Annotated in this window: 24 protein-coding genes, 1 tRNA gene and 1 riboswitch; of the genes, 9 read left to right on the forward strand and 16 right to left on the reverse strand. The window is 64.9% G+C overall.

Annotated elements, in window-relative coordinates:
* Positions 1-51: 51 nt before the first annotated feature.
* The 4 genes from fabI to XH87_RS02630 all read left to right on the forward strand — a co-directional run bounded on the left by fabI (position 52) and on the right by XH87_RS02630 (position 4,076).
* The gene (fabI, locus tag XH87_RS02615) at positions 52-867 is read left to right on the forward strand and encodes an enoyl-ACP reductase FabI (RefSeq protein ID WP_035710971.1); all 816 of its coding nucleotides are present in this window, start codon (positions 52-54) and stop codon (positions 865-867) included.
* A gap of 12 nt (positions 868-879) precedes the next feature.
* The gene (locus XH87_RS02620) at positions 880-1,479 is read left to right on the forward strand and encodes a histidine phosphatase family protein (protein ID WP_035710972.1); all 600 of its coding nucleotides are present in this window, start codon (positions 880-882) and stop codon (positions 1,477-1,479) included.
* Positions 1,480-1,637: 158 nt separating this feature from the next.
* Entirely contained in the window at positions 1,638-2,726 is a 1,089-nt protein-coding gene (aroC, locus tag XH87_RS02625) for a chorismate synthase (RefSeq protein ID WP_271586054.1), read from the forward strand.
* Positions 2,727-2,885: 159 nt separating this feature from the next.
* Positions 2,886-4,076, forward strand: coding sequence for an adenylate/guanylate cyclase domain-containing protein (locus tag XH87_RS02630; RefSeq protein ID WP_271586055.1), 1,191 nt, complete (start codon positions 2,886-2,888; stop codon positions 4,074-4,076).
* A gap of 43 nt (positions 4,077-4,119) precedes the next feature.
* Here XH87_RS02630 and clpS read toward each other — a convergent pair whose 3' ends face one another.
* Genes clpS through XH87_RS02655 form a run of 5 tightly spaced genes read right to left on the reverse strand, consistent with a single transcriptional unit; the run spans position 4,120 to position 6,866 of the window.
* A complete protein-coding gene (gene clpS, locus XH87_RS02635) occupies positions 4,120-4,425 on the reverse strand; it encodes an ATP-dependent Clp protease adapter ClpS (protein ID WP_035710980.1) in 306 nt (101 codons plus the stop codon).
* A 44-nt stretch (positions 4,426-4,469) separates the two neighbouring features.
* Positions 4,470-4,811, reverse strand: a complete 342-nt coding sequence (locus XH87_RS02640) for a DUF190 domain-containing protein (protein WP_035710982.1) — start codon at positions 4,809-4,811, stop codon at positions 4,470-4,472.
* Positions 4,812-4,813: 2 nt separating this feature from the next.
* Positions 4,814-5,242, reverse strand: coding sequence for a fluoride efflux transporter CrcB (gene crcB, locus XH87_RS02645; protein ID WP_035710985.1), 429 nt, complete (start codon positions 5,240-5,242; stop codon positions 4,814-4,816).
* 6 nt (positions 5,243-5,248) lie between these two features.
* Positions 5,249-5,647 carry a fluoride efflux transporter CrcB gene (gene crcB / locus XH87_RS02650; RefSeq protein WP_244429642.1) on the reverse strand — a complete coding sequence of 133 codons (399 nt, stop codon included), beginning with the start codon at positions 5,645-5,647 and terminating at the stop codon, positions 5,249-5,251.
* A gap of 10 nt (positions 5,648-5,657) precedes the next feature.
* Positions 5,658-6,866 carry an MFS transporter gene (locus XH87_RS02655; protein ID WP_271586056.1) on the reverse strand — a complete coding sequence of 403 codons (1,209 nt, stop codon included), beginning with the start codon at positions 6,864-6,866 and terminating at the stop codon, positions 5,658-5,660.
* Between the two features lie 109 nt (positions 6,867-6,975).
* A riboswitch (Fluoride riboswitch) is annotated at positions 6,976-7,053 on the reverse strand.
* Between the two features lie 276 nt (positions 7,054-7,329).
* Between XH87_RS02655 and XH87_RS02660 the strand changes: the two genes are divergently transcribed.
* Both XH87_RS02660 and XH87_RS02665 read left to right on the forward strand, forming a co-directional pair.
* A complete protein-coding gene (locus XH87_RS02660; RefSeq protein WP_271586057.1) occupies positions 7,330-8,199 on the forward strand; it encodes a DUF1194 domain-containing protein in 870 nt (289 codons plus the stop codon).
* A gap of 165 nt (positions 8,200-8,364) precedes the next feature.
* Positions 8,365-9,000: a hypothetical protein gene (locus tag XH87_RS02665; protein WP_035710993.1), complete on the forward strand. Its 636-nt coding sequence runs from the start codon at positions 8,365-8,367 to the stop codon at positions 8,998-9,000.
* Between the two features lie 4 nt (positions 9,001-9,004).
* Here XH87_RS02665 and XH87_RS02670 read toward each other — a convergent pair whose 3' ends face one another.
* A complete protein-coding gene (locus XH87_RS02670; RefSeq protein WP_271586058.1) occupies positions 9,005-9,220 on the reverse strand; it encodes a hypothetical protein in 216 nt (71 codons plus the stop codon).
* Between the two features lie 108 nt (positions 9,221-9,328).
* Here XH87_RS02670 and XH87_RS02675 point away from each other — a divergent pair, with 108 nt between their 5' ends.
* Positions 9,329-9,928 (forward strand): hypothetical protein, encoded by a 600-nt coding sequence (locus XH87_RS02675; RefSeq protein ID WP_271586059.1) that lies wholly within the window; start codon positions 9,329-9,331, stop codon positions 9,926-9,928.
* Here the strand turns inward: XH87_RS02675 and XH87_RS02680 are convergent.
* The 9 genes from XH87_RS02680 to XH87_RS02720 form a co-directional block, all read right to left on the reverse strand.
* Complete coding sequence (locus XH87_RS02680; protein ID WP_333909165.1) at positions 9,925-11,004, reverse strand: Acg family FMN-binding oxidoreductase; 1,080 nt, start codon at positions 11,002-11,004, stop codon at positions 9,925-9,927. The two genes, XH87_RS02675 and XH87_RS02680, sit on opposite strands and share 4 nt — an antisense overlap.
* A 93-nt stretch (positions 11,005-11,097) precedes the next feature.
* On the reverse strand, positions 11,098-12,345 hold the full coding sequence (locus tag XH87_RS02685) for a class I SAM-dependent RNA methyltransferase (RefSeq protein ID WP_271586060.1): 1,248 nt from the start codon (positions 12,343-12,345) through the stop codon (positions 11,098-11,100).
* Positions 12,338-13,072, reverse strand: coding sequence for a TlyA family RNA methyltransferase (locus XH87_RS02690; RefSeq protein ID WP_271586061.1), 735 nt, complete (start codon positions 13,070-13,072; stop codon positions 12,338-12,340). Before XH87_RS02690 ends, XH87_RS02685 begins: the two co-directional genes overlap by 8 nt.
* A 27-nt stretch (positions 13,073-13,099) precedes the next feature.
* Complete coding sequence (locus XH87_RS02695) at positions 13,100-13,654, reverse strand: nucleoside 2-deoxyribosyltransferase (RefSeq protein WP_271586062.1); 555 nt, start codon at positions 13,652-13,654, stop codon at positions 13,100-13,102.
* Positions 13,655-13,850: 196 nt separating this feature from the next.
* Positions 13,851-15,779, reverse strand: coding sequence for a 1-deoxy-D-xylulose-5-phosphate synthase (dxs, locus tag XH87_RS02700; RefSeq protein WP_271586063.1), 1,929 nt, complete (start codon positions 15,777-15,779; stop codon positions 13,851-13,853).
* Positions 15,780-16,391: 612 nt separating this feature from the next.
* Positions 16,392-16,643: an exodeoxyribonuclease VII small subunit gene (locus XH87_RS02705; protein ID WP_271586064.1), complete on the reverse strand. Its 252-nt coding sequence runs from the start codon at positions 16,641-16,643 to the stop codon at positions 16,392-16,394.
* Positions 16,644-16,716: 73 nt separating this feature from the next.
* Positions 16,717-17,646, reverse strand: a complete 930-nt coding sequence (locus tag XH87_RS02710) for a histone deacetylase family protein (protein ID WP_271586065.1) — start codon at positions 17,644-17,646, stop codon at positions 16,717-16,719.
* Positions 17,647-17,780: 134 nt separating this feature from the next.
* Positions 17,781-19,442 carry a bifunctional metallophosphatase/5'-nucleotidase gene (locus tag XH87_RS02715; protein WP_271586066.1) on the reverse strand — a complete coding sequence of 554 codons (1,662 nt, stop codon included), beginning with the start codon at positions 19,440-19,442 and terminating at the stop codon, positions 17,781-17,783.
* A gap of 291 nt (positions 19,443-19,733) precedes the next feature.
* Entirely contained in the window at positions 19,734-20,492 is a 759-nt protein-coding gene (locus tag XH87_RS02720; RefSeq protein WP_271586576.1) for an enoyl-CoA hydratase-related protein, read from the reverse strand.
* Between the two features lie 226 nt (positions 20,493-20,718).
* On the opposite strand from XH87_RS02720, the gene XH87_RS02725 reads away from it, so the two are divergent.
* Positions 20,719-21,960: an MFS transporter gene (locus XH87_RS02725; RefSeq protein ID WP_271586067.1), complete on the forward strand. Its 1,242-nt coding sequence runs from the start codon at positions 20,719-20,721 to the stop codon at positions 21,958-21,960.
* Between the two features lie 48 nt (positions 21,961-22,008).
* Here XH87_RS02725 and XH87_RS02730 read toward each other — a convergent pair whose 3' ends face one another.
* Positions 22,009-23,787, reverse strand: a complete 1,779-nt coding sequence (locus XH87_RS02730; protein ID WP_271586068.1) for an acyl-CoA dehydrogenase — start codon at positions 23,785-23,787, stop codon at positions 22,009-22,011.
* Positions 23,788-24,046: 259 nt separating this feature from the next.
* On the opposite strand from XH87_RS02730, the gene XH87_RS02735 reads away from it, so the two are divergent.
* A tRNA-Gln gene (locus tag XH87_RS02735) sits at positions 24,047-24,121 on the forward strand.
* The last annotated feature ends 299 nt before the right edge of the window (positions 24,122-24,420 follow it).

A 24,420-nucleotide genomic window follows, 5' to 3' on the forward strand; every position in this document is an offset into this window, starting at 1 on the left:
AGGGCTGGTGTACCTCCAGACCTCAACGAGAGCTCGACGGGACGTTCAAAAATGGCGCAGAATTCAGGTCTGATGCAGGGCAAGCGCGGGGTGATCTTCGGCGTTGCCAACAACCGCTCGATCGCCTGGGGCATTGCCAAGGCATGCCACGCCGCCGGCGCCGAGCTCGCCTTCACTTACCAGGGCGATGCGCTGAAGAAGCGGGTCGAGCCGCTTGCCGCCGAGATCGGTGGTCTCGTGCTTGGCCATTGCGACGTCACGGACGCCGCAACCATCGATGCTGCCTTCGCGGTGCTGAAGGAGAAGTGGGGCAAGATCGACTTCGTGGTGCATGCGATCGCCTATGGCGAGCAGCTCGACGGCCGCTATGTCGACACCACGCAGGAGAATTTCTCGAAGTCGATGCTGATCTCCTGCTATTCGTTCACCGCGGTGGCGCAGCGCGCCGAGAAGCTGATGACGGATGGCGGCTCGCTGATCACGCTCAGCTATTACGGCGCCGAGAAGTGGATGCCGCATTACAACGTGATGGGCGTGGCCAAGGCGGCGCTGGAAGCCAGCGTGCGCTATCTCGCCGCCGATCTCGGCGAGAAGAACATCCGCGTCAACGCCATTTCGGCGGGGCCGATCAAGACGCTCGCGGCATCCGGCATCGGCGACTTCCGCTATATCCTGAGGTGGAACGAGTACAACGCGCCGATGCGGCGCAACGTCTCGACCGAAGACGTCGGCGGCAGCGCGCTGTATTTCCTCTCCGACCTCTCGCGCGGCGTCACCGGCGAGGTGCATCATGTCGATTCCGGCTACCACGTACTGGGCATGAAGCGCCCGGACGCGCCGGACATCTCGCTGAGTGGCAAGGATTGACTTTCAGTCGACATGCCGGTGCCCACGATCTACTTCCTTCGCCACGGCGAGACCGAGTGGAACGCGCTCGGGCGACTGCAGGGCACCAAGGACGTCCCACTGAATGCGCGTGGCCGCGTCCAGGCCGTGCAGGCGGCCGGCATTCTGGCCGATCTGTTCACGCGCGAAGGCAGGGACAGAGCGGCGCTGCCTTACGTGTCGAGCCCGCTCGGCCGTGCGCGGCAGACCATGGAACTCGCACGCGGCAAGCTTGAATTGCCGCCTTCGGACTATTCGCTCGACGATCGCCTGCGCGAAATCGGCTACGGCAGCTGGGAGGGGTTGACGCTGGCCGAGAGCGAAGCCTCCGATCCGGATGTCTATGCGAGGCGCTTGGCCGACAAATGGGCCGTCGCCCCAAGCGGCGGGGAGACCTACGCCGCCGTCCAGCTGCGCATGCTCGACTGGTATGAGTCGCTCCTCGTCGACACAGTCGCGGTCGCTCACGGCGGCACCTGCCGGGCCCTGATGGTGGCGCTGGGTATCGAGACGCCCGCCAGCGCCGCCGAGCTCTATATCGAGCAGGGCGCCGTCTATGTGTTCCGCGACGGCCGGCTGGAGAAGTTCAGTTAAGCTCCTCACCGTCGTTCCGGGGCGCCCGAGGGGTGAACCCGGAGTATCGAGATTCCGGGTTCGATGCTGCGCATCGCCCCGGAATGACGGGAACGGGGTTGAACGTCGTGTTCCCGGGCGCTACCACAAGTCAGCACTGACTGACGAGCTAGAGACGGATGTCCTTCAATACCTTCGGCCACATGTTCCGCGTCACCACCTTCGGCGAGAGCCACGGGGTGGCGATCGGCTGCGTGGTCGATGGCTGCCCGCCGATGATCCCGCTCACCGAAGCCGACATCCAGCGCGATCTCGACCGCCGCCGGCCCGGTCAGTCGCGCTTTACCACCCAGCGCCAGGAGCCGGACCAGGTCAAGATCCTGTCCGGTGTGATGGCGCATCCGGAGACCGGCGTGCAGGTGACGACGGGCACGCCGATCGGGCTCCTGATCGAGAACACCGACCAGCGCTCGAAAGATTATTCCGAGATCAAGGACAAGTTTCGCCCCGGTCACGCCGACTTCACCTATGAAGCCAAGTACGGCCTGCGCGACTATCGCGGCGGCGGTCGTTCCTCCGCGCGCGAGACCGCGATGCGGGTTGCCGCCGGCGCGATCGCGCGAAAGGTGCTGCCTGACGTGAAGGTGCGCGGCGCGCTGGTGCAGATCGGCCCGCACAAGATCGATCGCGACAAGTGGGACTGGGACGAGATCGCCAAGAATCCGTTCTTTTGTCCTGACAAGGACAAGGCTGCGTTTTTCGAGACCTATCTCGACGGCATCCGCAAGAGCGGCTCCTCGATCGGTGCGGTACTCGAGATCGTCGCAGAAGGCGTGCCTGCAGGCCTCGGTGCGCCGATCTACGCCAAGCTCGATTCCGATCTGGCGGGCGCGGTGATGACCATCAACGCGGTGAAGGGTGTCGAGATCGGTGCGGGTTTCGGCGCGGCTGAGCTCACCGGCGAAGAGAACGCCGACGAGATGCGGACCGGCAATGACGGCACGCGCTTCCTCTCCAACCATGCCGGCGGCATTCTGGGCGGCATCTCCACCGGGCAGCCGATCGTGGTGCGCTTCGCCGTGAAGCCGACCTCCTCGATCCTGCAGCCTCGTCTCACCGTCGATCGCAAGGGCGCGGACACCGAGATCTTCACCAAGGGCCGCCACGACCCCTGTGTCGGCATCCGGGCCGTTCCCGTCGGCGAAGCCATGATGGCCTGCGTGCTGGCCGATCACTTCCTGCGCGATCGCGGGCAGGTCGGCCGCTGAGTTCTCACCTCTCCCGTAGGGAGAGGTCGGATCGCATCAAGATGCGATCCGGGCGAGGGGTTACAGTCTCACTGAGACACCGCGGATGGACGCGTAGTGTCACAGCACCAGCCCACCGCGCAGCTTGACGTCCCCACAACTTCGTCCGCAAATGCGGACATGCAAAACTCCGAGCTCCAGCGCATCACCAATTGGCTGATCGACGGCGCGAGGTCGTCCGGAACCCCGGCCGAGATGATCGCGGACGTCTGCGAACAACTGGTCGAAGCCGGTTTGCCGCTATGGCGGTTCGGCATCTTCATCCGCACGCTGCATCCGGAGATCTTCGGCCGCAACTTCATCTGGCGGCAGGGCGAGGAGGTCGAGATCGGCTCCGTCGATTTCGAGATTCTGGATACGCCCGAATTCGCCAGGAGTCCGCTTCGGATCGTGTTCGAGCAGGGGCTGGAGGTCCGGGGACGGATGGACGATCCGGACAGCAAGCGGTTTCCGTTTCTCGACGACATGCGCGCCGAAGGCGTCACCGACTACGTCGCGATGCCGATGCCGTATCTCGACGGCTCTATCCACGCCACGAGCTGGGTGACGCGGCACCCTGGCGGCTTCAGCGACGAGGACATCGCGGCGATCCGGACCATCGTGACGCCGCTGGCGCGCGTCAGCGAGATCATCAGCCTGCGCCGCACCGCCGAGATGCTGCTCGACACCTATGTCGGCAACCGTGCCGGCGCGCGCATCCTCGGCGGCCAGATTCGCCGCGGCCATAACGACACCATGCAGGCAGCGATCTGGCTTTCCGATCTGCGCGGCTTCACCGCGTTGTCGGACCGCCTGCCGGCCGAGACCGTGGTCGAGATCCTCAACCAATACTTCGATTGCCAGGTCACCGCGATCCGCGGTCATGGCGGCGAGGTGCTGAAATTCATGGGCGACGGCCTGCTCGCGGTGTTTCCGATCGACGAATATGTCGGCGATGCCGCGCATGTCTGCGCGCGGGTGCTGGGGGCGGCGCGCGAGTCCCGCGCCAGCGTCGAGGCGCTCGCCTTTCCGGTCGGCGACGTCGTCGAGCGCTTCCGCTTCGGCGTTGCGCTCCATGTCGGCAACATCCTCTATGGCAATATCGGCGGCGGCAACCGCCTCGACTTCACCTGCATCGGACCGGCCGTCAACCTTGCCGCAAGACTTGAGAAGATCACGGGGCGCCTGGGGCGGACCGTGGTCGCCTCGGAAGGTTTTGCCAATGTCTGCCGCCACGACTGGCACCAGCTCGGCGAATTTCCGATCGCGGGCTTTTCCAAGGCGCAGCGCGTGTACGGGCTCGCGGAGGAGACGCCGGTGGTGATGGCCTGACGCGCAATGAGCTGAATGTCGTTCATCGCCGCACGACGAATCGCTATTCCTCCGGTTCGGTCGTGAACAGCAACGGATAGCCCTTGGCGCGGCCGGCGTCGGTGGCGCGCGTGGCCTTGGTCTCGGCGACGTCCTTGGTGAATACGGCGACGACACAGGCGCCGAGCTTGTGTGCGGTAATCATCACCTTGTAGGCCTGATCCTCGGTCATGCGGAACTCAGCCTTCAGCACCAAGGTGACGAACTCTCGCGGCGTGTAGTCGTCGTTGATCAGGATGACCTTGTGCAGCCGCGGCCGCTCGACCTTGGTCTTCGCCCTGGTTTTCGGCTTGGTGACGGCGTCGTTCATTCCGCCTCCTGGACACGGCGGGCTCGGGTTCCCTGCTGGAGCGATCAACCCGCGGCCTTCGCACCATATTGCAGGACCTGGACCTTCTCCAAGGTGATCAGCCCGCTCGACATCATGCCATCGAGGATTGGCAGGAATGCGTTGATGTTGTCCTCGCTGTCGACGATCTCGATCAGCAGGGGCAGGTCTTCCGACAGCCGCAGGATTTTCGAAGTGTGCAGCCGGCTCGACTTGCCGAATCCCATGGGACCGCGCAGCACGGTGGCGCCGGCCAGGTGTCGCTCGCGCGCGGTCATCACGATCGCTTCACAGAGGGGCTTGCCGTCGATGTGGTCGCTCTCGCCGATGAAGATCCGGAGCGAAACAGCCTGAGCGGGGATTTGCATGATCAGTTCCTTGTCAAGCGATTGTAGCGGCTGGCCATCATATGCCCTGCCCATACCGACACCAGCCAGCAGATGACGGACGTCGCGACATAGGCGAGCGCCGTGTACTTCATGCCACCGTGGAGCAGGCGGAAGGTCTCCAGGCTGAAGGCCGAGAAGGTGGTGTATCCGCCGCAGAACCCGGTCAAGACGAATTGTCGGTGCTCGGGCCGTGCCAGCACGCGGCCGTCGGGGCCGGTCAGGGTCGCGTAAAAGCCGATGACCAGCGAGCCGGTGGCGTTGATGAACAGCGTCGCGAAGGGAAAGCCCGGTCCGGTGTCGAGCGCGAGCCCGACCAGATAGCGCGTCAGCCCGCCGACGATGCTGCCCGCGGCAACCCAGGCGTAGAGTATCGCGCTACGCCAGCGATCGGCGGAGGACGGAGCGTTCATTCGCCTCTACCCTCCAAAGCTGTCGGCGACGAGGAAGCCGCAACTGACGGAAGCGAGGCACAGCCCGACAGAGAACACGACATTGCCGAGCGCCGGGAGCGGTTCGCCGCTCCGCGCGAGTGTCAGCGTTTGCAGGCTGAACGAGGACACCGTGGTGTAGCAGCCGAGAAACCCGGTCACCGCGAACAGCCAGGGATCGGGTGAGGCGAAGACCGAGCCCGGATGGGTCGCCAGCGCGCCCACAATGCCGATCAGGAAGGCGCCGGTGACGTTGATGGTCATGGTGCCCCACGGAAACGTTTCGCCCAGCCGCCGCGCGATCGCGCCGGAGACGAAATAGCGCGCGCAGCCGCCCAGCGCGCTGCCGATCACGATCGCAATTGCTCCGCTCAGCAAGGTGAACAGCCCCCCGACATCACTTGTCCTCTGCCGCCAGACCGTTGCCGACGGCAAGCAGCCCCACAAGCGAAACCAGCGCGAAGCCGAGCCCTGCAAGGAACGTTCCCGCCGGACCATAGGCGTCCCACAAGGCGCCCGCGATCACGCTCGCGGCCAGCAAGGCAAGCCCGGTGAACAGGTTGAAATAGCCGAATGCGGTGCCGCGCAGGCTCGGTGGTGCGGCATCGGCGACCAGGGCCGAGAGCAGCCCTTGCGTCAATCCCATATGCAGCCCCCATAGCACGACCCCGAGCGCGAGGCCCGTAAGGCTCGGCAGCAGCGCCAGCGCAAGATCGGCGCCGGCGAGGAAAACAAGGCCGAGCGCGAGCAGGCCGGTGCGGTTGATCCGGTCCGACAGCACGCCGGCCGGATAGGCCGACAGGGCATAGACGATGTTCATCAGCACCAGCACCGCCGGCACCCACATCGCGCTGAGTCCGATGTTCTGCGCGCGCAGGATCAAAAAGGCTTCGCTGAAGCGCGCCAGCGTGAAAACGATTCCAACCGCGACGACGCGCCAATAGACGGCTCCGAGCTGCCGCATCGCGGCGAGATTGAGCGGATTTTTCGCAGGCGCGCGGGCCGGATCCGGCTCCGGCTCGCTCACCGCGAACGCGATCAGTCCGAAGGACAGGAAGGCCGGCAGCACCGCGACCCAGAACACGGCGGCAAAGTTGTCGGCCATCCACCACATCAGGCCGATCGCCAACAGCGGTCCGACGAAGGCGCCGATGGTGTCGAGGGATTGCCGCAGGCCAAAGCTCGCGCCGCGCAGGCCGACGGGAGCGATATCGGCAATCAGCGCATCGCGCGGCGCGCCGCGAATGCCCTTGCCGACACGATCGATGAAGCGCGCCGCCACCACCCATTCGACGCTTGGCGCGAGCGGGAACAGCGGCTTGGTGAAGGCGGCCAGGCCATAGCCGAGCGCTGCGAGCAGCTTGCGGCGCCCGAGCCAGTCCGACAGCGCACCGGAAAAGATCTTCGTGATTGACGCCGTCGCCTCCGCAATGCCCTCGATGAAGCCGACGGTGAGCGTGGAAGCGCCGAGCACGGTGACGAGATAGAGCGGCAGCAGCGCGTGGATCATCTCCGAGGAAATGTCCATCAGCATCGAGACGAAGCCGAGCACCCAGATCCCCCTGGGCAGCGTGGTGCGCGTAGCGTTCGGTGTCGTCGTCGTCACGTCTTCTCCTGGTCTTCGCCTGCCGGCCTTCGTCACCAGGCAACAAAAAACCCGCCATCGGCGGGTATGTCCATGCTCCCGCCAAAGGCAGAGGCTCTAAATTGCCTCACCTTGAGCAGGAGTCATCAGCCCATCACGATCATCGATCGCCGGACGGTTGTCGGGGGACTCCATCCCCATCTATGCGATCAACCCTAGCATGGAAATCGCGCCGGACAAGTGGGCGGGGCGCTCCGTCCCCTTCCGGTTTCTCGCGTCGTGAGTCCAAGGCTGCAAGGGCCGGCCGTGTTCCTGCGGCGTGATGGCGGCAGCACGGCGGCAGCTTTGCGCAAAGCTCTCAAATTCCGATCTCGAGATTTCTGAACCTGCGAATTCTTGACTTGAATGTGAAGCGCAGGCGATCTTCGGCCTTTGCGGCAAGGCGATTGCATGTCACCATCGCGTCATACGACGGGAGACTGCGATGCGTTTGCTGTTCTCGATCGGGGCTGTGCTGGTGGCCGGCATGTTTGCCGGAGGGGACGTCGCGGGCATCGCGGCACCAGGACCCAAATTTGAATCGCCCGAGAGTCGACCTCGATCGCAGCGGCTTGCGGCCGACAAGGACGCGCAGACGGTCGACGTCGAGCTGATCCTCGCGGTTGACGTGTCCTACTCCATGGACATGGACGAGCTCGCGATCCAGCGCGAGGGCTATGCGCAGGCAATCCAGTCGAAGGAGTTCCTGCGGGCGCTGAAGTTGGGTCCGAACGGCCGGATCGCGGTGACCTATTTCGAGTGGGCCGCCTCCAGCGACCAGAAGATCATCATTCCCTGGCGGCTGATCGATGGACCGGAGACGGCGGACGCGGTCGCCGCCGAGATCATGAAGACGCCGATCCGGCGCGCTTCGCGCACCTCGATCTCGGGCGCGATCACGTTCGCGATGCCGCTGTTCGACGAGGACCCCTATCGGGGCTTGCGCCGTGTCATCGACATTTCCGGCGACGGTCCCAACAACAATGGCGGTCCGGTCACGGTGGCGCGCGATGCCGCCCTGGAGAAAGGCATCGTCATCAACGGCCTGCCGATCATGGTCAAGGAGCCGTCCTATTCGACCATGGATATCGACAATCTCGATTTCTACTACGAGGACTGCGTCATCGGAGGTCCGGGCTCCTTCGTCATCACGATCAAGGACCGCGACAAGTTCAAGGAAGCGATTCGCACCAAGCTGCTGATGGAAGTCGCTGGCCGCACGCCGGAGCGCCCCGTGATGCGTGTTGCCGACAAGGAGCCGCGCGTCAGCTGCCTGATTGGCGAGAAGATCTGGTCCGACCGCTGGGGACGTTAACGTCCCCGGCTGAGACCTTTTGCCCATCCGATCCGGCAGTTGAATTTAACTGCTCGTTAACCGGTGCATGGCCCTAATCAGACTGTTTCCTTCCGTTTCCAGCCAGCATTCCGACATTGCTGGAACGAACGAGAGCGGGTTTGTCGAACCTGCCTTTGAGCAAACATGGCCATCGTCACGTCGAGCACCAGCCAGATCTCGCCCGTCAACGAGCGGATGTATCGCCAGAGTGCTCTGCTCGGTGACTGGAAGGGCAATTGGGTGGGCAACAACCAGCCCGTTGGCTTCAAGGTCGTGAACATCCGCGGCGCCCGGGCGCAGGTCGAGTACACTCACAACGGGCGCACCGAGCGCGGCTTTGCCGAGGTTCAGGGCACGCTTATCACCTTTGGCGGCGTCACGGTCGGCACCAAGGACGGCAAGAATATGGTGATGCTGTTTTCCTTCGGGGGCGCTGGCAAGCAGACCGCGAATCTCGAGAAGCAGGAGCCGCCGGCTTCCGACAGCCGCCTCATGGGAAGCTGGGGCGGTTATTCCAGCGACAACGGCAAGAGCGCAAGCTTCAAGGTGCTCTCGGTCAACGGCAACGAAGCCCAGGTCAGCGTCACCACCGACGGCATCACCCGCCAGGGCACCGGCATTGTCTACAAGAACGTCATCATGTTCGGACAGACGCAGATCGCGACCGACGACGGACAGAACGGCAAGGTCATCTACCAGGTCGGCACGAAATCTTTCGTGGTGCCGGTGACGAAATATCCGCCGGCGGATTCATCGTCTTCGGTCGACAAGACGGCTTAGCCGTTCACGGCGGTGTCCCGCCGGGTTGCGTCAGCGTCTTCAACCGTTGGTCGAATTGCCGCAGGATCGCGCAGGACTGCGCGAAACCGCCGTCGCCGATGAGTCGCCAGATTTCGTCGGATTGCTCCACCAGATGGGGAATCGTCTCGGGCAAGCGGGCCGTCTCGAGGAGTGCGCCCTTTTCGTTGATGAGATATCGACGGTTCAGTGCAAACAGCACCTGCAGTTCCCCGGGGGGCGACCTGCAGCCGTGACACCGGCGCGGTCACCCCGCTGGCATCGATGATGTTCGAAGAGTATAGTCGCGAAATTCTTGACGGTAATCTGAATGATCAAGCTTGCACTTTCATGTGCTCTTGCAGCGCTCGCGGCGCTCTGCTTCGGCGGAGAGCCGGTTCATGCGCAGGTCGCGCCGCTGAGATATTGGATCCCCGGCGGACCTTTCGGCCTCAGCGGTGGTGCCGGCCAGAGTTCCGACACCTACGGCAACTTCGCGAACTTCAATGCCGTCGATGCGGATTGGCGCACCAGCTCTGCGAGCGGCTTCTTCGTCGGCGGCGAACGCGGCAATCTTGGTTTGAGCGGCTTCAGTCAGGCCGGCCCGGTCGGCAATTTCAGCGCGCTCTCCTATGACAGCACGCAGTTCGGCTATAGCGTCAAGACCGCAGCCGGCATGCCCGTCACGTTCTTCGCCGGATTCAACACGTTGAACTACGGCAACGGCATCGGCAGCTCTCTGGCGCCGCTGACCTCCATCGCCACACCCGGCTATGGTGGGTTTGCGGGTGTCGAATTCAAGCCGACCTCCAACCTCAGCCTGTCGTTCGGGGTCGGCTATACCCAGCAGCAATCGGGCCGCACGGACAGTGACATCAACTCGTCGATGCTGCCCGGCGAGTCGCCGGCCTTGGGTGGCCTTCGGCGTTAGGATTGCATCACCAGCTCCGGTGGACGCCGTAGCGATTTCGGCAGATCCGGGCCGGTTCCGAAACGCATCACGATGTCGGGACGCCGTTCGCCGAGGCCGAGTGACGCCCCGAATTGCCGCCTCAGCGCCGCCACCTCGACCGGCTGGTTGATGAAGGAATATTTGAATCCCAGCGCGGTCGCCTGCAGACCGAAGCGCTGGCAGGCGCGGCCGACCGCGATCCAGTGCGACTTGTCGCTGCGATCGGCGGCGAGCACGACGACGCCCGCAGAGCTGTCGAGCTCTTCGCGGTATTTCTTGTTTTCCCCGCTCTCGGTGAAGAAGAGCTTCAGAAGCGGGCGCGCCACCCAGGAAGGCAGCGAGGGATTTCCCGACGCGGGCGAGAACAGCCCGTCCATGGTCGCGAGTGCCTCCGTCTCGTTGAAGCGAATCCAGCTGGCGAGCTCGCGCATGAAGGCCTTGTCGCGCATTTGCGCCGAGTTGCCTTCGAGCACGTAGTCGGTGACCCCGGCGATCGCGGCGCGTTCGGTCATCAGGATCGCGGCGACGTTCGGTCCGCGACAGGCATCCTCCAGCCGGCGCAACATCTCCGGTGCGGCCGGCCTGCCGTCGAACGCAGCGCGGGTGCATTGCCTGATCGGAATCGCGGCGGCCAGCGCCGATGCCGCCTGCGGGGCCTCTTCGAGCGTGATCACGATGCGGTCGCCGTCGACCGCCAGATCGGCGTGCCAGCCCAGCGTGGACGCGGCGAGCACGAGGTTTTCGGCGGCACAGCCGAGACTGACGAAGAGGTGATGATCGTCCGGATCGACGGCCGGACAGCGGCGCGTGAAGTCCGGCGCAATCGCGATTGCATTGCCGCGAACCGAGAAGATCCAGGGCTGGGTGTTGTGACTGTTGGCCGCGAGGGTGGCAAAGCGCACGAGCTCGCGATCCCTCGGCGCAGCTTGCAGCGGAGCCCGCGACGTATTCGCCGCCTCGTCATAGGTCCTCGCCGCCGCTGCCGCAGAGGGGGCGGTGACGGCCACCGCGGAAAGTCCGAGCGTGGTCGCAATGAATTGTCGTCGGTCAACCACAATGTCGGCTCCGCGTCCCCATGGCGCAGAACGCTTTTAGTGCCAACTGAGGCTGCGACGATTGACCGGAATCAAGGTCGGGATCTCGACGACCTACCGCGTGAACCGTGCCACCAGCTCCACATGGGCCGTGTGGCGGAACTGATCGACCGGCACCACCATCTCCAGCCGATAGCCGCCGTCGATCAGCAGCCGCGCGTCTCGGGCAAAGGTTGCGGCATTGCACGACACGGCGATCACGACGGGCACCTTGCTCGCGGCGAGTTTCAGTGCCTGGGCCTGCGCGCCCTGGCGCGGGGGATCGAACACGACGGCGTCGAAGTCGCGCAGCTCCGGCGGCACCAGGGGGCGGCGGAACAGATCGCGCGGCTCGGCCTTGATCGGCTTCAGGCCCGGTGTGCGCGCGGCCTTCGCGAGGGCCGCGATGGCGCCGGCGTCGCTGTCATAGGCCGTGACGCGGGCCTTCTCGGCAAGCCGCAGTGCGAACGGGCCGACACCGCAGAAGAGGTCGGCGATCTCCCTGGCCTTGCCGATGTGTTCGGTGACGAGAGCTGCAAGCTCTTCTTCGCCTGCCACCGTTGCCTGCAGGAACGAGCCGGGCGGCAGCGTCACCTCGGCGCGGCCCATCGTCACCGTTGGCGGCAGGCGTTGCAGCACCAGCTCACCGTGCCGCGTCAGCCGTGCCAGGCGATGCTGCTCGGCGACGCGCGAGAGCGCCGTGATCAGCGGCGTCGGCAGCGGGCCGGAGCCGCGCACGTCGATATCGAGGCCGTTGGCGGTCGCGGTGACCTGGATGTCCAATGGTTTGGTCACCGGCATCTTGGACGTCAGCGGCTCGGCCAGCGCCCAGGCGGCATCGAGGGCGCCCTCGAGCGCGGGATCGAGGATCGGGCAACGATGGATCGGGATGACGTCGTGTGAGCTTGCAGCCGCGAAGCCGACCTTGAGGATGTCATGCGTGCCGAACCGGCCGTGCAGCGTGATGCGCCGGCGCCCGGCGCCATGGGCGTCGACCAGCGGCGCGACCTCACATGCGATGCCGGCCTGCGCCAGCGTTTCCACCACGATGTTGCGTTTCCAGGCGCGATACGGCTCGGCCGCCCAATGCTGGATGGCGCAGCCGCCACAGACGCCGAAATGCGGACAGAACGGCTCGACACGTTCGGGGCTTGCGACCTCCACCGCGAGCAGCTTGCGGCGGTCGGGATGGTGGCCCCCGACGTGATCGACCTCGACGGTCTCACCGCCGAGCGTATAGGGCACATAGATTGCTTCGCCGGCGTCGACGCAGACGCCGTCACCGCGATGGCCGACATGGTCGATCCTGACACGCTCAACCACGGCGCGCGCCCAGGAAGAATTCGATATTGCCGTCGCCGCCCGCGATCGGCGAGGGGAATATCTCGATGTCGGTGCAGCCGAGGGAAGCGGCAAAGGCCGCGATGTCGTTGCAGATCCCCTGGTGCACGGCGGCGTCGCGGATGATGCCCTTCTTGTTGTGCTTCCGGTCGGCCTCGAATTGCGGCTTGACCAGCGCCAGCAGGCTCATCGGGGCGGCCGCCAGCGACAGCGCCACCGGCAGCACCGTCTTCAGCGAGATGAAGCTGACGTCGATGACGACGATATCAGGCCGCGCCGGCAGGCGCTTGCCTTCATAGGACCGGATATCGGTCTCTTCCATCGACACGATCCTGGGATGGTCGCGCAGCGAGGGATGCAACTGGCTGGTGCCGACATCGATTGCGAACACCAGGCTGGCGCCGTTCGCCAGCAGCACCTCGGTGAAACCGCCGGTGGACGCGCCGACGTCGAGGCAGACATGGTCCTCGATCTCGATTGGGTAGCGCTCCAGTGCCCCGGCGAGCTTGACGCCGCCACGGGAGACATAGGGGTGCGCGGGCTCGGCCTGGATCACCGCATCTTCGGGAATCGTCTCTGACGGCTTTGAAACCTGCTTGTCGTCGGCCATGACGAGGCCGGCCTCGATCGCCGCGCGCGCCCGTGCCCGGCTCTCGAACAGGCCGCGCTCGACCAGCAATATATCCGCGCGCTTGCGGGCAGGGGACATCGGCTCTCCGGAGAACGATCTGACCGCTTATGTAGCCATCAATCGCGCGGCCGCCATCCGGACGCACGCCTCGAAGGCGGCAAGATCGTGCCAGACGTCGATGGGTCTCGTGGCCGGCGTCACCAGAGGGCAGCCGTGCACCTCCAGCGCATGGATCATCATGAGGTTGTCGACGAGACCGAAATCCTCGACGGTCAGCCCCTGCGCGTCGACCAGCCGTCCGTCCTCGGGGACGACGTCCATGAAGCGGCCGGCTCGGTCGGCATAGGCCGCGTCGTCGTTGGAATAGGCGAGGCAAAACTTGCGGCGGCCGGCCATGTAGCCCAGTTCGTAGACGGTGCCGGGATCGGCGCCCGGCCCGCGAAACGGAGTGAGATTGGCAATGATGGCGTCGGCCGCGTCCATCATGGCCACGTTGCCGCAAAAGATCTGCCGCGATGCGTCGGGAGCGGTGAGATCAATCGCGTTGTCGAGCGGATACAGGCCGGTGAGCCCGTGTGCAGCGCAGATCGCGGCCTTCTGCCGGCCGATCTCAACCGCATCCGGCAGGAACACGTCGGGGCCTGCCAGATAGATCTTCATGGGGGCGAAGCCAGAATAGTTTGGATCGAGGTGCGAGCCACAGTGGGTGCCTTGCTCCCTTCCCCGCCTGCGCGGGAGGGCTGGGCGGAGGATGTCTCAACAACGAAGACGCCCCAGAGGAATAAGCCCTCACCCGGATCGCTTCGCGATCAGACCTCTCCCGCAAGCCTTGCGGGAGAGGTGAAGAAAGCAGCCGTCAGGCGAGCTTCACCGTCTCGGCCTTCACGTCCTTGCCCAGTGCCTCGAATACCTTGGCGACGATGCCCTTGGCGTCGAGCCCGGCGCGGGCGTACATCGCGGCCGGAGTGTCGTGGTCCTGGAATACGTCGGGCAGCACCATCGAGCGGAACTTGACCATGCCGGTGTCCAGCACGCCCTGATCGGTCAGGTACTGCGCGACATGCGAGCCGAAGCCGCCGACCGAGCCTTCCTCGATCGTGATCAGGATCTCATGGTCGCGCGCGAGCCTGAGCACCAGCTCGGTGTCGAGCGGCTTCATGAAGCGCGCATCGGCGATCGTGGTCGACAGGCCATGGGCCGCGAGCTCGTCGGCCGCCTTCTCGCATTCGGCAAGGCGCGTGCCGAAGGAGAGCAGGGCGATCTTGCTGCCCTGGCGGATCATGCGGCCCTTGCCGATCTCGAGCGGAATACCGACCTCCGGCATCTCGATGCCGCGGCCCTCACCGCGCGGATAGCGCAGCGAACTCGGACGGTCGTCGATCGCGACCTGGGTCGCCACCATGTGCACGAGCTCGGCCTCATCGGCCGCTGCCATGATCACCATGTTGGGCAGGCAGCCGAGATAGGCGTTGTCGAACGAGCCGGCATGCGTCGCGCCGTCGGCGCCGACGAGGCCGGCGCGGTCGATGGCGAAGCGGACAGGCAGGTTCTGGATCGCGACGTCGTGCACGATCTGGTCGTATCCGCGCTGCAGGAACGTCGAGTAGATCGCGCAGAACGGCTTGTAGCCTTCGGTCGCAAGACCGGCGGCGAAAGTCACCGCGTGCTGCTCGGCGATGCCGACGTCGAAGGTGCGGTCAGGAAAGGCCTTGTTGAAGATGTCGACGCCGGTGCCCGACGGCATCGCCGCGGTGATGGCGACGATCTTGTCGTCCTTCTGCGCTTCCTTGACGAGGCTCTGGCCGAACACGTTCTGATACGCCGGCGCATTCGGCTTGGCCTTGGCCTGGGTGCCGGTCGCGACGTCGAACTTGACGACGGCGTGGTACTTGTCGGCGGAAGCTTCCGCCGGGCCGTAGCCCTTGCCCTTCTGCGTCACGACGTGGACCAGGATCGGGCCGGTCTCCATGTCACGGACGTTCTTCAGCACGGGCAGAAGATGGTCGAGGTTGTGGCCGTCGATCGGGCCGACATAGTAGAAGCCGAGCTCCTCGAACAGCGTGCCGCCATCCATCATGAAGCCGCGGGAATATTCCTCGACGCGGTTGGCGCGATTGGCGAGGATCTTGGGCAGGCGCTTGTTGATCTGCTTGGCCGCATCGCGCAGCGTCCGATAGGTCTTGCCGGAGTAGAGGCGCGACAGGTAGGCGCTCATGGCGCCGACCGGCGGCGCGATCGACATGTCATTGTCGTTGAGGATGACGATCAGGCGCGAGTTCATCGCTCCCGCGTTGTTCATGGCCTCGTAGGCCATGCCGGCCGACATCGCGCCGTCACCGATCACGGCGATAACGTTGTTCTTGCCGCCGGAGAGGTCGCGCGCCACCGCCATGCCGAGGCCGGCGGAGATCGAGGTCGAGGAATGCGCTGCCCCGAACGGATCGTAATCGCTCTCGCTGCGCTTGGTGAAGCCGGACAGGCCGCCACCGGTGCGCAGCGTGCGGATGCGGTCGCGCCGTCCGGTAAGGATCTTGTGCGGATAGGCCTGGTGGCCGACGTCCCAGATCAGCCGGTCGCGCGGCGTGTCGAAGACGTAATGGATCGCGGTGGTGAGCTCGACCACGCCGAGGCCCGCGCCGAAGTGACCGCCGGTGACCGAGACGGCATCGATGGTCTCCTGCCGCAGCTCGTCGGCGACCTGGCGAACCTGCTCGACCTTGAGCTTGCGCAGGTCTTCCGGCGTCCGGATGGTGTCGAGAAGCGGCGTCTTACTGTATGCGTTCACGGCGATTTCCAATTTGTCAGCGCCGGAAGGTCATTCCGGTGCGCGATGGGTTTGCACAATATCGGCGCAGCGCGAGTCCTCAAACCGTCGGAGCCACCTGCATGGGGCAAGGCCCCGTCTTCAAGCTTAGGTAAGCTTAAGTGCGCTCCGGTTCAGTCTCTGTGATCCCTGTCACTTAGATCGGCTTCGCCCGTCCCAAGCCAATTTCATTAGCAGTTTGAAGCTCTTGTCGTCGGTAATCGGTGCCCACGCAAGGCTTGCAAAAAGCCACACTCCGCGCAGCTTTACACCAAAGCTTGGGCCAAAGCCAACCCGCCGGACCGATTGGGGGTATGCAGGTGCAACTGGCGGGCCAGATTGGTTAACCGTAGCCCGGGATGAGAGGTTCCGGCCTTGATCGGTTCTTCGGCAGGCTTTTTTGCCTGAATGAGAGCTTTTCCGCCCTCAGCCGCCGGTTCCGGAACGTGGACGGCATCGATTCGCCCGTACGGAACCGCGATGCTTCATGGAATAGCGCCGTGCGGTCGTGAAAGCGACGCGACTCCCGCGCGCCCGTGGAGACATTTCGCGGCGCCCCGCGTCGTCGGGAGACTGGGAGAGTTCCGGCTTCACTTACTGGACGTCGAGCGGCGCAGTGCCGGTGGCCTGGCCGCTGGCATCGGTCGTGATCTTGTCGACGCGCGCCTCGGCCTGGCGCAGCAATTCCTCGCAGCGCCGTTTCAGGGCCTCGCCGCGTTCGTAGATCGTCACGGATTCCTCGAGCGGCACCTTGCCGTCCTCGAGCCGCTTCACGATCGTTTCGAGTTCCTCGATCGCGCGCTCGAAGGTGAGCCTGGAGATGTCGACTAGAGTATTTTCGGCCATATCCGTTTCCGATTGCCCGATTCGCTTCACGTGAGAGAAAGCAGAGTTTTACGGGCGCAATGTGGCGGGTGCGTCAAGCGCCCATCAGGGCGCCGACATGCGCCGTAACAGATTCTTTCAGTCCTTGCAGGTCATAGCCGCCCTCGAGCACCGAAACAATGCGGCCGCCGGCGGTCTTGTCGGCGAGATCCATCAGCTTGCGCGTCACCCAGGCATAGTCCTCCGCGCGCAGATTCAGCGAAGCCAGCGGATCGCGGAAATGCGCGTCGAAGCCGGCGGAGATGATCAGAAGCTCGGGACTGAACGTCGTCAGCTGCGGCAGGATCAAATTTTCGAAGGCTGAGCGGAATTCGGGGCCGCCGTCTTCGGAAGCGAGAGGCGCATTGACGATGGTGTCGTGATCGCCGCGCTCGCTCGTCGCGCCGGTGCCTGGAAACAGCGGCATCTGGTGCGTCGAGCAGTACATCACGGTCGGGTCCGACCAGAAGATGTCCTGCGTGCCGTTGCCGTGATGCACGTCGAAATCGACGATGGCCGCGCGCTTGATGCCGTATTTGCGCTGCGCATGGCGCGCGGCGATGGCGACGTTGTCGAAGAAGCAGAAGCCCATCGGCTTGCCGATCTCGGCGTGATGGCCGGGCGGGCGGATCGCGACGAAGGCGTTGCGATGCTCGCCCAACATCACCGCCTCGGTCGCCGCGACTGCGCCGCCGACGCCGCGCATCACCGCTTCCCACGTGCCCGGCGACATCGATGTGTCGCCGTCGATATAAACCTGCCCGCTGGTCGGGGCGATGTGGCGAAGCTCGGTGACGTAATGCTCGTTGTGGCAGAGCGTGACGAGATCGAGATCGCCCTCCGGCGCCTCCTCGCGCGCCAGGAACTGGAAGCGCTCATGCGACAGGGCCTCTTCCACCGCGCGCAGCCGATCCGGTCTCTCAGGGTGTCCCGGCGGCGTGACATGGTCGAGGCAGGCCTTGTGGGAAAGGAGAAGCGTGCTCATCAGGTCGGCCTCAACGGGATGCGGGCTTTTGACGTCGTTGGCGCATCCGGCGCCAAAACGCAATGCAAAACCCAATCTAGGCGCTCGGCCGGGAATGGCAAAGGGTGGTCCCGCGCCGGCCGGATTGATCCAGATCAATTCACACGCAGGATGCGGGTGGGCGGTAGCGGCCCGATCGGCCCGTGCGTGCGGAAAAACGCGAACAGCGCGTCCGCGTCGTAGCCGCCATATTGCGGCGCCGCGCCCTGCTTGGCGACGGTGAACCCGTCGCCACCGACCGCGAGATAATCGTTGAGCGTGACGCGGTAGCCGCTTCCAGGTTCGACCGGCCTGCCGTTGAGCGTCATCTTCTCGGGCACGATGCGCTCGCCGAATGGCTTTGATGCATCCCAAGTATAGCTGAACCCGTTCGACACCTGGAGTATTCGCGGCCGCTTCGGATCGAGCCATTGCTGCTCCAGCATGTCCTTGAGCTGACTGCCCGTCAGCGTCATGGTGACGAGCCGGTTGCGAAACGGCTGGCTGGCGAAGACATCGCCGAACGTTATGGCTCCATTCTCCTTCGGAACGATGTCGGTGCGAATGCCGCCGGGATTTGTGAGCGCGATGACAGCGCTGCCATCCTTCGCATCGCGGGTTGCGAGCAATTGCGCGTCGGCAATGACATTGCCGAGCGCGCTTTCGCCGGCCTCGTTCGGCACGCGCGACAGCGTCTGCGTCACCGAACCTGCCGGCCGATTGGCGATCGGCGCGGATAGCTTGTCGTAGGCGTCGATCAATGCGGTCTGCTCGGGATCCTTGGCCAGCGAAGCATTGGCGACGATGACGTTCTCGGCTTTGGCACTGGCGACGTCGCGCGTCGTGGGATCCAGCTCGAGGTCGATCGCGGTGACCAGCGTGCCGTATTTGTCGCCGCTGGTGACGAGCCGCCCGTCGATGTCACAGACATAGGCACGGTGGGTGTGGCCGCTGACGACGACGTCGACGGCGCGATCGAATTTCTTGACGATGTCGACGATCGGCCCCGCAATGCCCGGGCATTCATTGTAGTCGCCGGCGGGCTCGCCACCCTGGTGGATCAACACCACGATCGCTTCGACGCCACGCGCCTTCAACTGCGGCACGAGTGCGTTCACCGTCTCGGCCTCGTCGCGGAATTCGAGCCCGGCAATGCCCGATGGCGAGACGATGCCGGCGGTCTCCTTCAAGGTCAGCCCGATGAAGGCGACGGGAATGCCGTCGAATTCCCGGATCTCGTAGGGCGGCAGCACGCTCTTGCCGGTCGCGGTCTCGATGGTGGAGGCGGCCAGATAGCGGAATTTGGCGCCCGTGAAGGAATGTGGTCCCTGGCAGCCGTCGACGGGATGGCAGCCGCCGTTCTGCATTCGCAAAAGCTCGGCTTTGCCCTCGTCGAATTCGTGATTGCCGACCGAGCTGATCGCAAGGCCCATCATCGAGAGCGACTCGATCGAGGGCTCGTCGTGGAACATCGCCGACAGGAAAGGACTCGCGCCGATCAGATCGCCAGCGGCGACGAAGATGGTGTTCTTGCGCCCCTCGCGCAACTGCTTCACGAGCGTTGCCATGTACTCGGCGCCGCCGGCCGCCACCATCACCTTCCTGGCCCTATCCTCGGGATCGCCGATGCGAATGCCGCCCGGCGGCGGCCGTAGATTGCCGTGGAAATCGTTGATTGCGAGCACGCGCAGTTCGACCGGCGCGGCGGTCTGGGCCGAGGCGGGAAGGGCGCAGGTCAGCGCGAGCGCAGCAAGGATGGGTGGAAATACGTATCGCATGGAACCAGATTAGTCGTACCGCGCGAAGATTTCACGAAACCTTTTGTTGAAGCATCGCGCGTGCCGCAAGCTCCCACCCGCCCCTTGAGGGGGCGGGTCGGTTCGCATGGAATGCGAACCGGGGCGGGGTGACAGACTATCCTCGCACGAGGTGCTGGAGAGCTTTGCGAATTCTCTGAAGGTGTCAGCGAGAGTCTTCGCGTGGCTCACCCCACCCCGCCCGCGCGGTGCGCGAGCGATCCTCCCCCTCCAGGTCCCCTCCAGGGGAGGGTAAGAGCCGTGCCTTACACCTCACCGCTTCTTCCGGTTCGCGAAGGCGTTGAACGCCGCCACCGCTTCGTCCGACTTGAGCCGCTCGGCGAACAAATGTCCTTCCTGGTCGATGCGTCGGGTGAGCTCTTCGGGCGGCGCGCGCAGCAGCTTGCGTGAGGTTGCGACCGCCTCGGCCGGCAGCCGGCAGATCTCACGCGCCACCTTGCGCGCCTCGACCTCGGTATGTCCCGGCGAGACCACGGTGTTGACGAAGCCTGCGGCATGCGCCTCCGCGGCGGTGAAGGTCCGCCCCATCACCAGCATCGCGAAGGCGCGCTGATATCCCATGGTGTTCGGCATCAGGAGGCTGGCCGCGCCGACCGGTGCGAGCCCGAGATGGATGTAAGGCGCCGAAAAGGTCGCCGCGTTCGAGGCCAGCACGTAGTCGCAGTGGAACAGCATCACGGTGCCCATCCCGATCGAGGCGCCGTCCACGGCTGCGATGATGGGCTTGGCATTGAGGGCGAGCGAATAGAGGAATTTGGCGCCATTCGACAGCATCTCGGGGCGCGAGGCGTCGGCGTGCATGAAATCGTCGATGTCGTCGCCGGCGGTGAACACGCCGGAGCCACCGGTGATGATCATGCAGCGGATATCAGGATTGTTCTGGGCGGTGTCGATCGCGCGGCTCATCTCCCGGTACATGTCCTGGGTGATCGCGTTCTTCTTGCCCGGCCGGCGCAGGGTGATCACGCGCGTTCCACGCTCTTCGGTGACGACGATGTTGCCATTCGGCATGAGAGCCCCCTGCGCGCGCTCGCGGGTCTTGCGAAGCATCAGCCTACATCATCTCGCAGGCGTGCCAATGCGCTCCTCAATCTTTTCGGCGCCGGCTTCCCATGAGTTCGGGGCATGGCGCCCGTCGCCGTCTCGCGCCGCAACAATTAGCTACTATGTTTCATTTGAAAAACCAGTAGTTGTAGTGCACGATCTTGCGCCGTTCCATTGGCCGACTGCTCAATTTATGGTTGCCGAAACCCGCATTGACGAATCCTCACCGCGCTATCGCGGCTGGCGTGTCGTGCTGGCTTGCTTCCTGATGGCCTTCTTCATGTTCGGGTTCGGTCTCTACGGCCAGGGCGTCTATCTTGCCGAGCTCCAGCGCGCCCATGGCTGGCCGGGCACGCTGGTTTCCGCGGCCAGCACCTTCTCGTTTCTGCTGACCTCCGTGCTCGTCGTTTTCACCGATGATCTGCTCGAGCGCGTCGGACTGCGCGCGCTGATCCTGTGCGGCCTGTCGGCGCTCGGGGCGTCGACCGTGTTGCTGGCGCTGATGCAGACGCCCTGGCAGCTCTATCTCGCCTATGCGCTGATGTCGGTCGGCTGGACCGGCATGGGGACCGTGGTGATCGCGACCGTGCTGAATTCCTGGTTCGAGCGGCGCCGCGGGCTCGCGCTCAGCCTTGCCTTCAACGGCGCGACCTGCGGCGGCATCATCCTCGTTCCGCTGCTGCTATCGCTGACCGGCAGCATCGGCTTTCGTTCGGCCATGCTGGCGGCCACGCTGGTGATGATGGTGCTGGTGCTGCCGGCGGTCGTGACCTTCATCGGCTGGCCCGCCGGGATGTCGCCGGTCTCGGACGGACGTCCGATCGCAGGGGCTGTGGCCGCACCGAGCCATTCGCGCAAGGCGCTGCTCGCCAACGCGGCGTTCTGGACCATGGTGCTGCCGATCGCGATGGCGCTGCTGGCGCAGATGGGCTTCATCATCCACCAGGTGTCGTTTCTCGAGCCGCTGATCGGCCGCTCCGCGGCAGGGCTCGCGGTCACCATCATGGCGGCGATGGCGGTGGTCGGGCGCCTGTCGCTTGGCCTGTTCGTCGACCGGCTCGATCCGCGGCTCGCCTGTGCGGCGTCGATGACGAGCCAGGCGACGGCGCTGTTCGTGCTCCTGCAAAGCACGAATGCGACGGTGCTGCTGGCATGCTGCGCCGTCTACGGCTTCTCGATCGGCAACATGATCACGTTTCCGCCATTGATTATCCAGCGCGAGATCGGCTCCAGCGCCTTCGCTGCCGCGATGGGGTTGGGCACATCGATCAGCGGCATCGTCAGCGCCTTCGGCCCGGGCATCGTCGGTCTCGCGCGGAGCTTTACGGGCAATAATACCACGGCGTTCGCGCTGTGCGTCGTGCTCGATCTCGTCGCGGCGGGCATCGTGCTGTGGCGGCCGGGGAAGAGCGTAGCCCGAATCTCCGCAAGCTAAGGGGAAGGCTCGCGCACGATATTCGATGTCGTGGCGAGCAGGTCCGGCTTACCCCAGCAGCACCGCATCCGCCGCAGCGATCGACTCCGCGCCTTCCGTGACCGTGCGCTCGAGCGCCGGTGCCTGCACCGTGATGTTCTCGGCAAAGAAACGCGCCAGCGCGACGTAGCGCGCAGCGTCCGCGTTGCCTTCGGCCTTGGCGGCGAGCGCCTCGGAGGCGAGCAGGCAGCCGCCGAGCGTGGCGCCGAACTGCTGCAAATAGGGCGTCGCGCCGGCAAGCGCCTCGTTCGGCGCGGAAGCGACGCGCTCCAGGAGCCATTTGCTGGTGCGCGTGAGCGCCTCAATTGCCTCGCGCAGCTTTGCACCCGTGGTGCCGAAGCCGGGATCGTTGGAGGCCTCGACTTGGCTGACGGTCGCTGCGAGCTCGTCGAGCAGCGCCCACACCGACGCGCCACCATTGGCCGCGAGCTTGCGCGTGACGAGATCAATCGCCTGGATGCCGTTGGTGCCTTCGTAGATCGCGGTGATGCGGGCATCGCGGTAGTGCTGGGCCGCGCCGGTCTCCTCGATGAAGCCCATGCCGCCATGCACCTGCACGCCGAGATAGGCGACCTCGTTGCCGATATCGGTGGAATAGGCCTTGGCCATCGGCGTGAGCAGCGCCGCGCGCGCGGCCGCATCGGCGCGCACCTTCGGGTCCTTGGCGCGCGTCGAGACGTCGATCGCGACGGCGGTCGCATAGCAGATGGTGCGGGCGGCTGCAGTCTGCGCCCGCATCCGCATCAGCATGCGCTTGACGTCGGGATGAACGAAGATCGCGTCCGAGCTGTCGCCCTTCTTGCCGACCGCGCGGCCCTGCTTGCGCTCCTGCGCATACGACAAGGCCTGCTGGTAGGCGCGGTCGGCAACGCCGACGCCCTCCAGGCCGACGCCGAGGCGGGCCTGGTTCATCATCGTGAACATGCAGCGCATGCCCTGGTTCTCTTCGCCGATCAAAAAGCCGATCGCGCCGCCATGATCGCCCATGGTCATGGTGCAGGTCGGGGAGGCGTGCATGCCGAGCTTGTGCTCGACGCCGCTGGCGAAGATGTCGTTACGCGCGCCGAGCGAGCCGTCGGCATTCACCATGAACTTCGGCACGAGGAACAGCGAAATCCCCTTGGTGCCGGCAGGCGCGTCCGGCAGGCGGGCCAGCACGAAATGCACGATGTTGTCGGTCATGTCGTGCTCGCCATAGGTGATGAAGATCTTCGTCCCCTTGATGCGGTAGGTGCCGTCGGCCTGCCGATCGGCGCGGGTGCGCAGCGCGCCGACGTCGGAGCCGGCCTGCGGCTCGGTCAGCTGCATCGTGCCGGTCCATTCGCCCGAGACGAGCTTTTCGAGATAGACTCTCTTCAACTCGTCGCTGCCATGGGCGTCCAGCGCCTCGATCGCCGAGGCGGTCAGCAGCGGGCAGAGGCCGAAGGCGACGTTGGCGGCGCTCCAGATCTCGGTGCAGGCGGCGTTGATCGCGATCGGCAGGCCCTGGCCGCCGAAATCTTCGGGGCCGGACACCGCGTTCCAGCCACCCTCGGTCCAGCGCCTGTAGGCGTCCGGCCAGCCCGGCGCTGTGGTGACCTTGCCGTCGCTCAGCTTGATGCCATGCTCGTCGCCGACCTTGTTGAGCGGCGCCAGGACGTCCGAAGCGAACTTGCCGGCTTCCTCCAGCACGGCGGCCGCGAGGTCGGCGTCGAAATCGCCATAATGGCCGGCCTCCACTGCGGCCTTGAGGCCCGCGCCATGGTTGAGCGACAGCAGCATGTCAGAAATCGGCGCGCGGTAGGTCATGGCTCACTCCCGGGGACAAATATTGGCGCCGTATTCTCACGAAACGGGGACGGTCTCAACTGGGAGTGGCCGGTCCGGAACGGCGCTTTCGTCGGGCGTCGAAAGCCGGCTCAACAATAGAGCGCGAAGCCGCCCCAAGCCGGCGCCTGTGGTATTTTGCCCCTGCAGGCGGTTGAAATGCCGCGCCTCTCCCTATAGACCGGCACCACTTGAGGGAATCTGCGGTAGCCCGTGCCTCCGCCGTCCCCTGAAGACCTGATGGGGCGTAGCCAAGCGGTAAGGCAGCGGATTTTGATTCCGCCATTCGGAGGTTCGATCCCTCCCGCCCCAGCCATATCCAATGCGCTGAGTTTGCAGAATAAATTGCATCACTCGAATTGGAATTCGGAGCGCATCTGCAAATTCATTTGCTCCCGCTTTTGGGAAATTCTGTGCCGGTTTCGTTGTGGTCGAAGGCCAATGGCGGCGATTGCGGGTTTTGAAAGCCGCTCAACAAAAGCGAACTGAGTGGCTGAATGCCATTGGGCAGCGACTGGCTGTCGATTGAGCGTCCGGTTCGGAGCTGACATTGCGATGCCTGCTCGCGAGCTTCGCATATCTGAATTGGAGAAGTCGGCGATCATACCCCTGCGC

Source organism: Bradyrhizobium sp. CCBAU 53415, from assembly GCF_028128735.1.
GTDB lineage: Bacteria > Pseudomonadota > Alphaproteobacteria > Rhizobiales > Xanthobacteraceae > Bradyrhizobium.

Bases quoted from the DNA above. Each gene is read 5' to 3' on its own strand.
- fabI (WP_035710971.1), top strand. From the start codon at position 52: ATGGCGCAGAATTCAGGTCTGATGCAGGGCAAGCGCGGGGTGATCTTC.
- XH87_RS02620 (WP_035710972.1), top strand. From the start codon at position 880: ATGCCGGTGCCCACGATCTACTTCCTTCGCCACGGCGAGACCGAGTGG.
- aroC (WP_271586054.1), top strand. From the start codon at position 1,638: ATGTCCTTCAATACCTTCGGCCACATGTTCCGCGTCACCACCTTCGGC.
- XH87_RS02630 (WP_271586055.1), top strand. From the start codon at position 2,886: ATGCAAAACTCCGAGCTCCAGCGCATCACCAATTGGCTGATCGACGGC.
- clpS (WP_035710980.1), bottom strand. From the start codon at position 4,425: ATGAACGACGCCGTCACCAAGCCGAAAACCAGGGCGAAGACCAAGGTC.
- XH87_RS02640 (WP_035710982.1), bottom strand. From the start codon at position 4,811: ATGCAAATCCCCGCTCAGGCTGTTTCGCTCCGGATCTTCATCGGCGAG.
- crcB (WP_035710985.1), bottom strand. From the start codon at position 5,242: ATGAACGCTCCGTCCTCCGCCGATCGCTGGCGTAGCGCGATACTCTAC.
- XH87_RS02660 (WP_271586057.1), top strand. From the start codon at position 7,330: ATGCGTTTGCTGTTCTCGATCGGGGCTGTGCTGGTGGCCGGCATGTTT.
- XH87_RS02665 (WP_035710993.1), top strand. From the start codon at position 8,365: ATGGCCATCGTCACGTCGAGCACCAGCCAGATCTCGCCCGTCAACGAG.
- XH87_RS02675 (WP_271586059.1), top strand. From the start codon at position 9,329: ATGATCAAGCTTGCACTTTCATGTGCTCTTGCAGCGCTCGCGGCGCTC.
- XH87_RS02690 (WP_271586061.1), bottom strand. From the start codon at position 13,072: ATGTCCCCTGCCCGCAAGCGCGCGGATATATTGCTGGTCGAGCGCGGC.
- XH87_RS02695 (WP_271586062.1), bottom strand. From the start codon at position 13,654: ATGAAGATCTATCTGGCAGGCCCCGACGTGTTCCTGCCGGATGCGGTT.
- XH87_RS02705 (WP_271586064.1), bottom strand. From the start codon at position 16,643: ATGGCCGAAAATACTCTAGTCGACATCTCCAGGCTCACCTTCGAGCGC.
- XH87_RS02710 (WP_271586065.1), bottom strand. From the start codon at position 17,646: ATGAGCACGCTTCTCCTTTCCCACAAGGCCTGCCTCGACCATGTCACG.
- XH87_RS02715 (WP_271586066.1), bottom strand. From the start codon at position 19,442: ATGCGATACGTATTTCCACCCATCCTTGCTGCGCTCGCGCTGACCTGC.
- XH87_RS02720 (WP_271586576.1), bottom strand. From the start codon at position 20,492: ATGCCGAATGGCAACATCGTCGTCACCGAAGAGCGTGGAACGCGCGTG.
- XH87_RS02725 (WP_271586067.1), top strand. From the start codon at position 20,719: ATGGTTGCCGAAACCCGCATTGACGAATCCTCACCGCGCTATCGCGGC.
- XH87_RS02730 (WP_271586068.1), bottom strand. From the start codon at position 23,787: ATGACCTACCGCGCGCCGATTTCTGACATGCTGCTGTCGCTCAACCAT.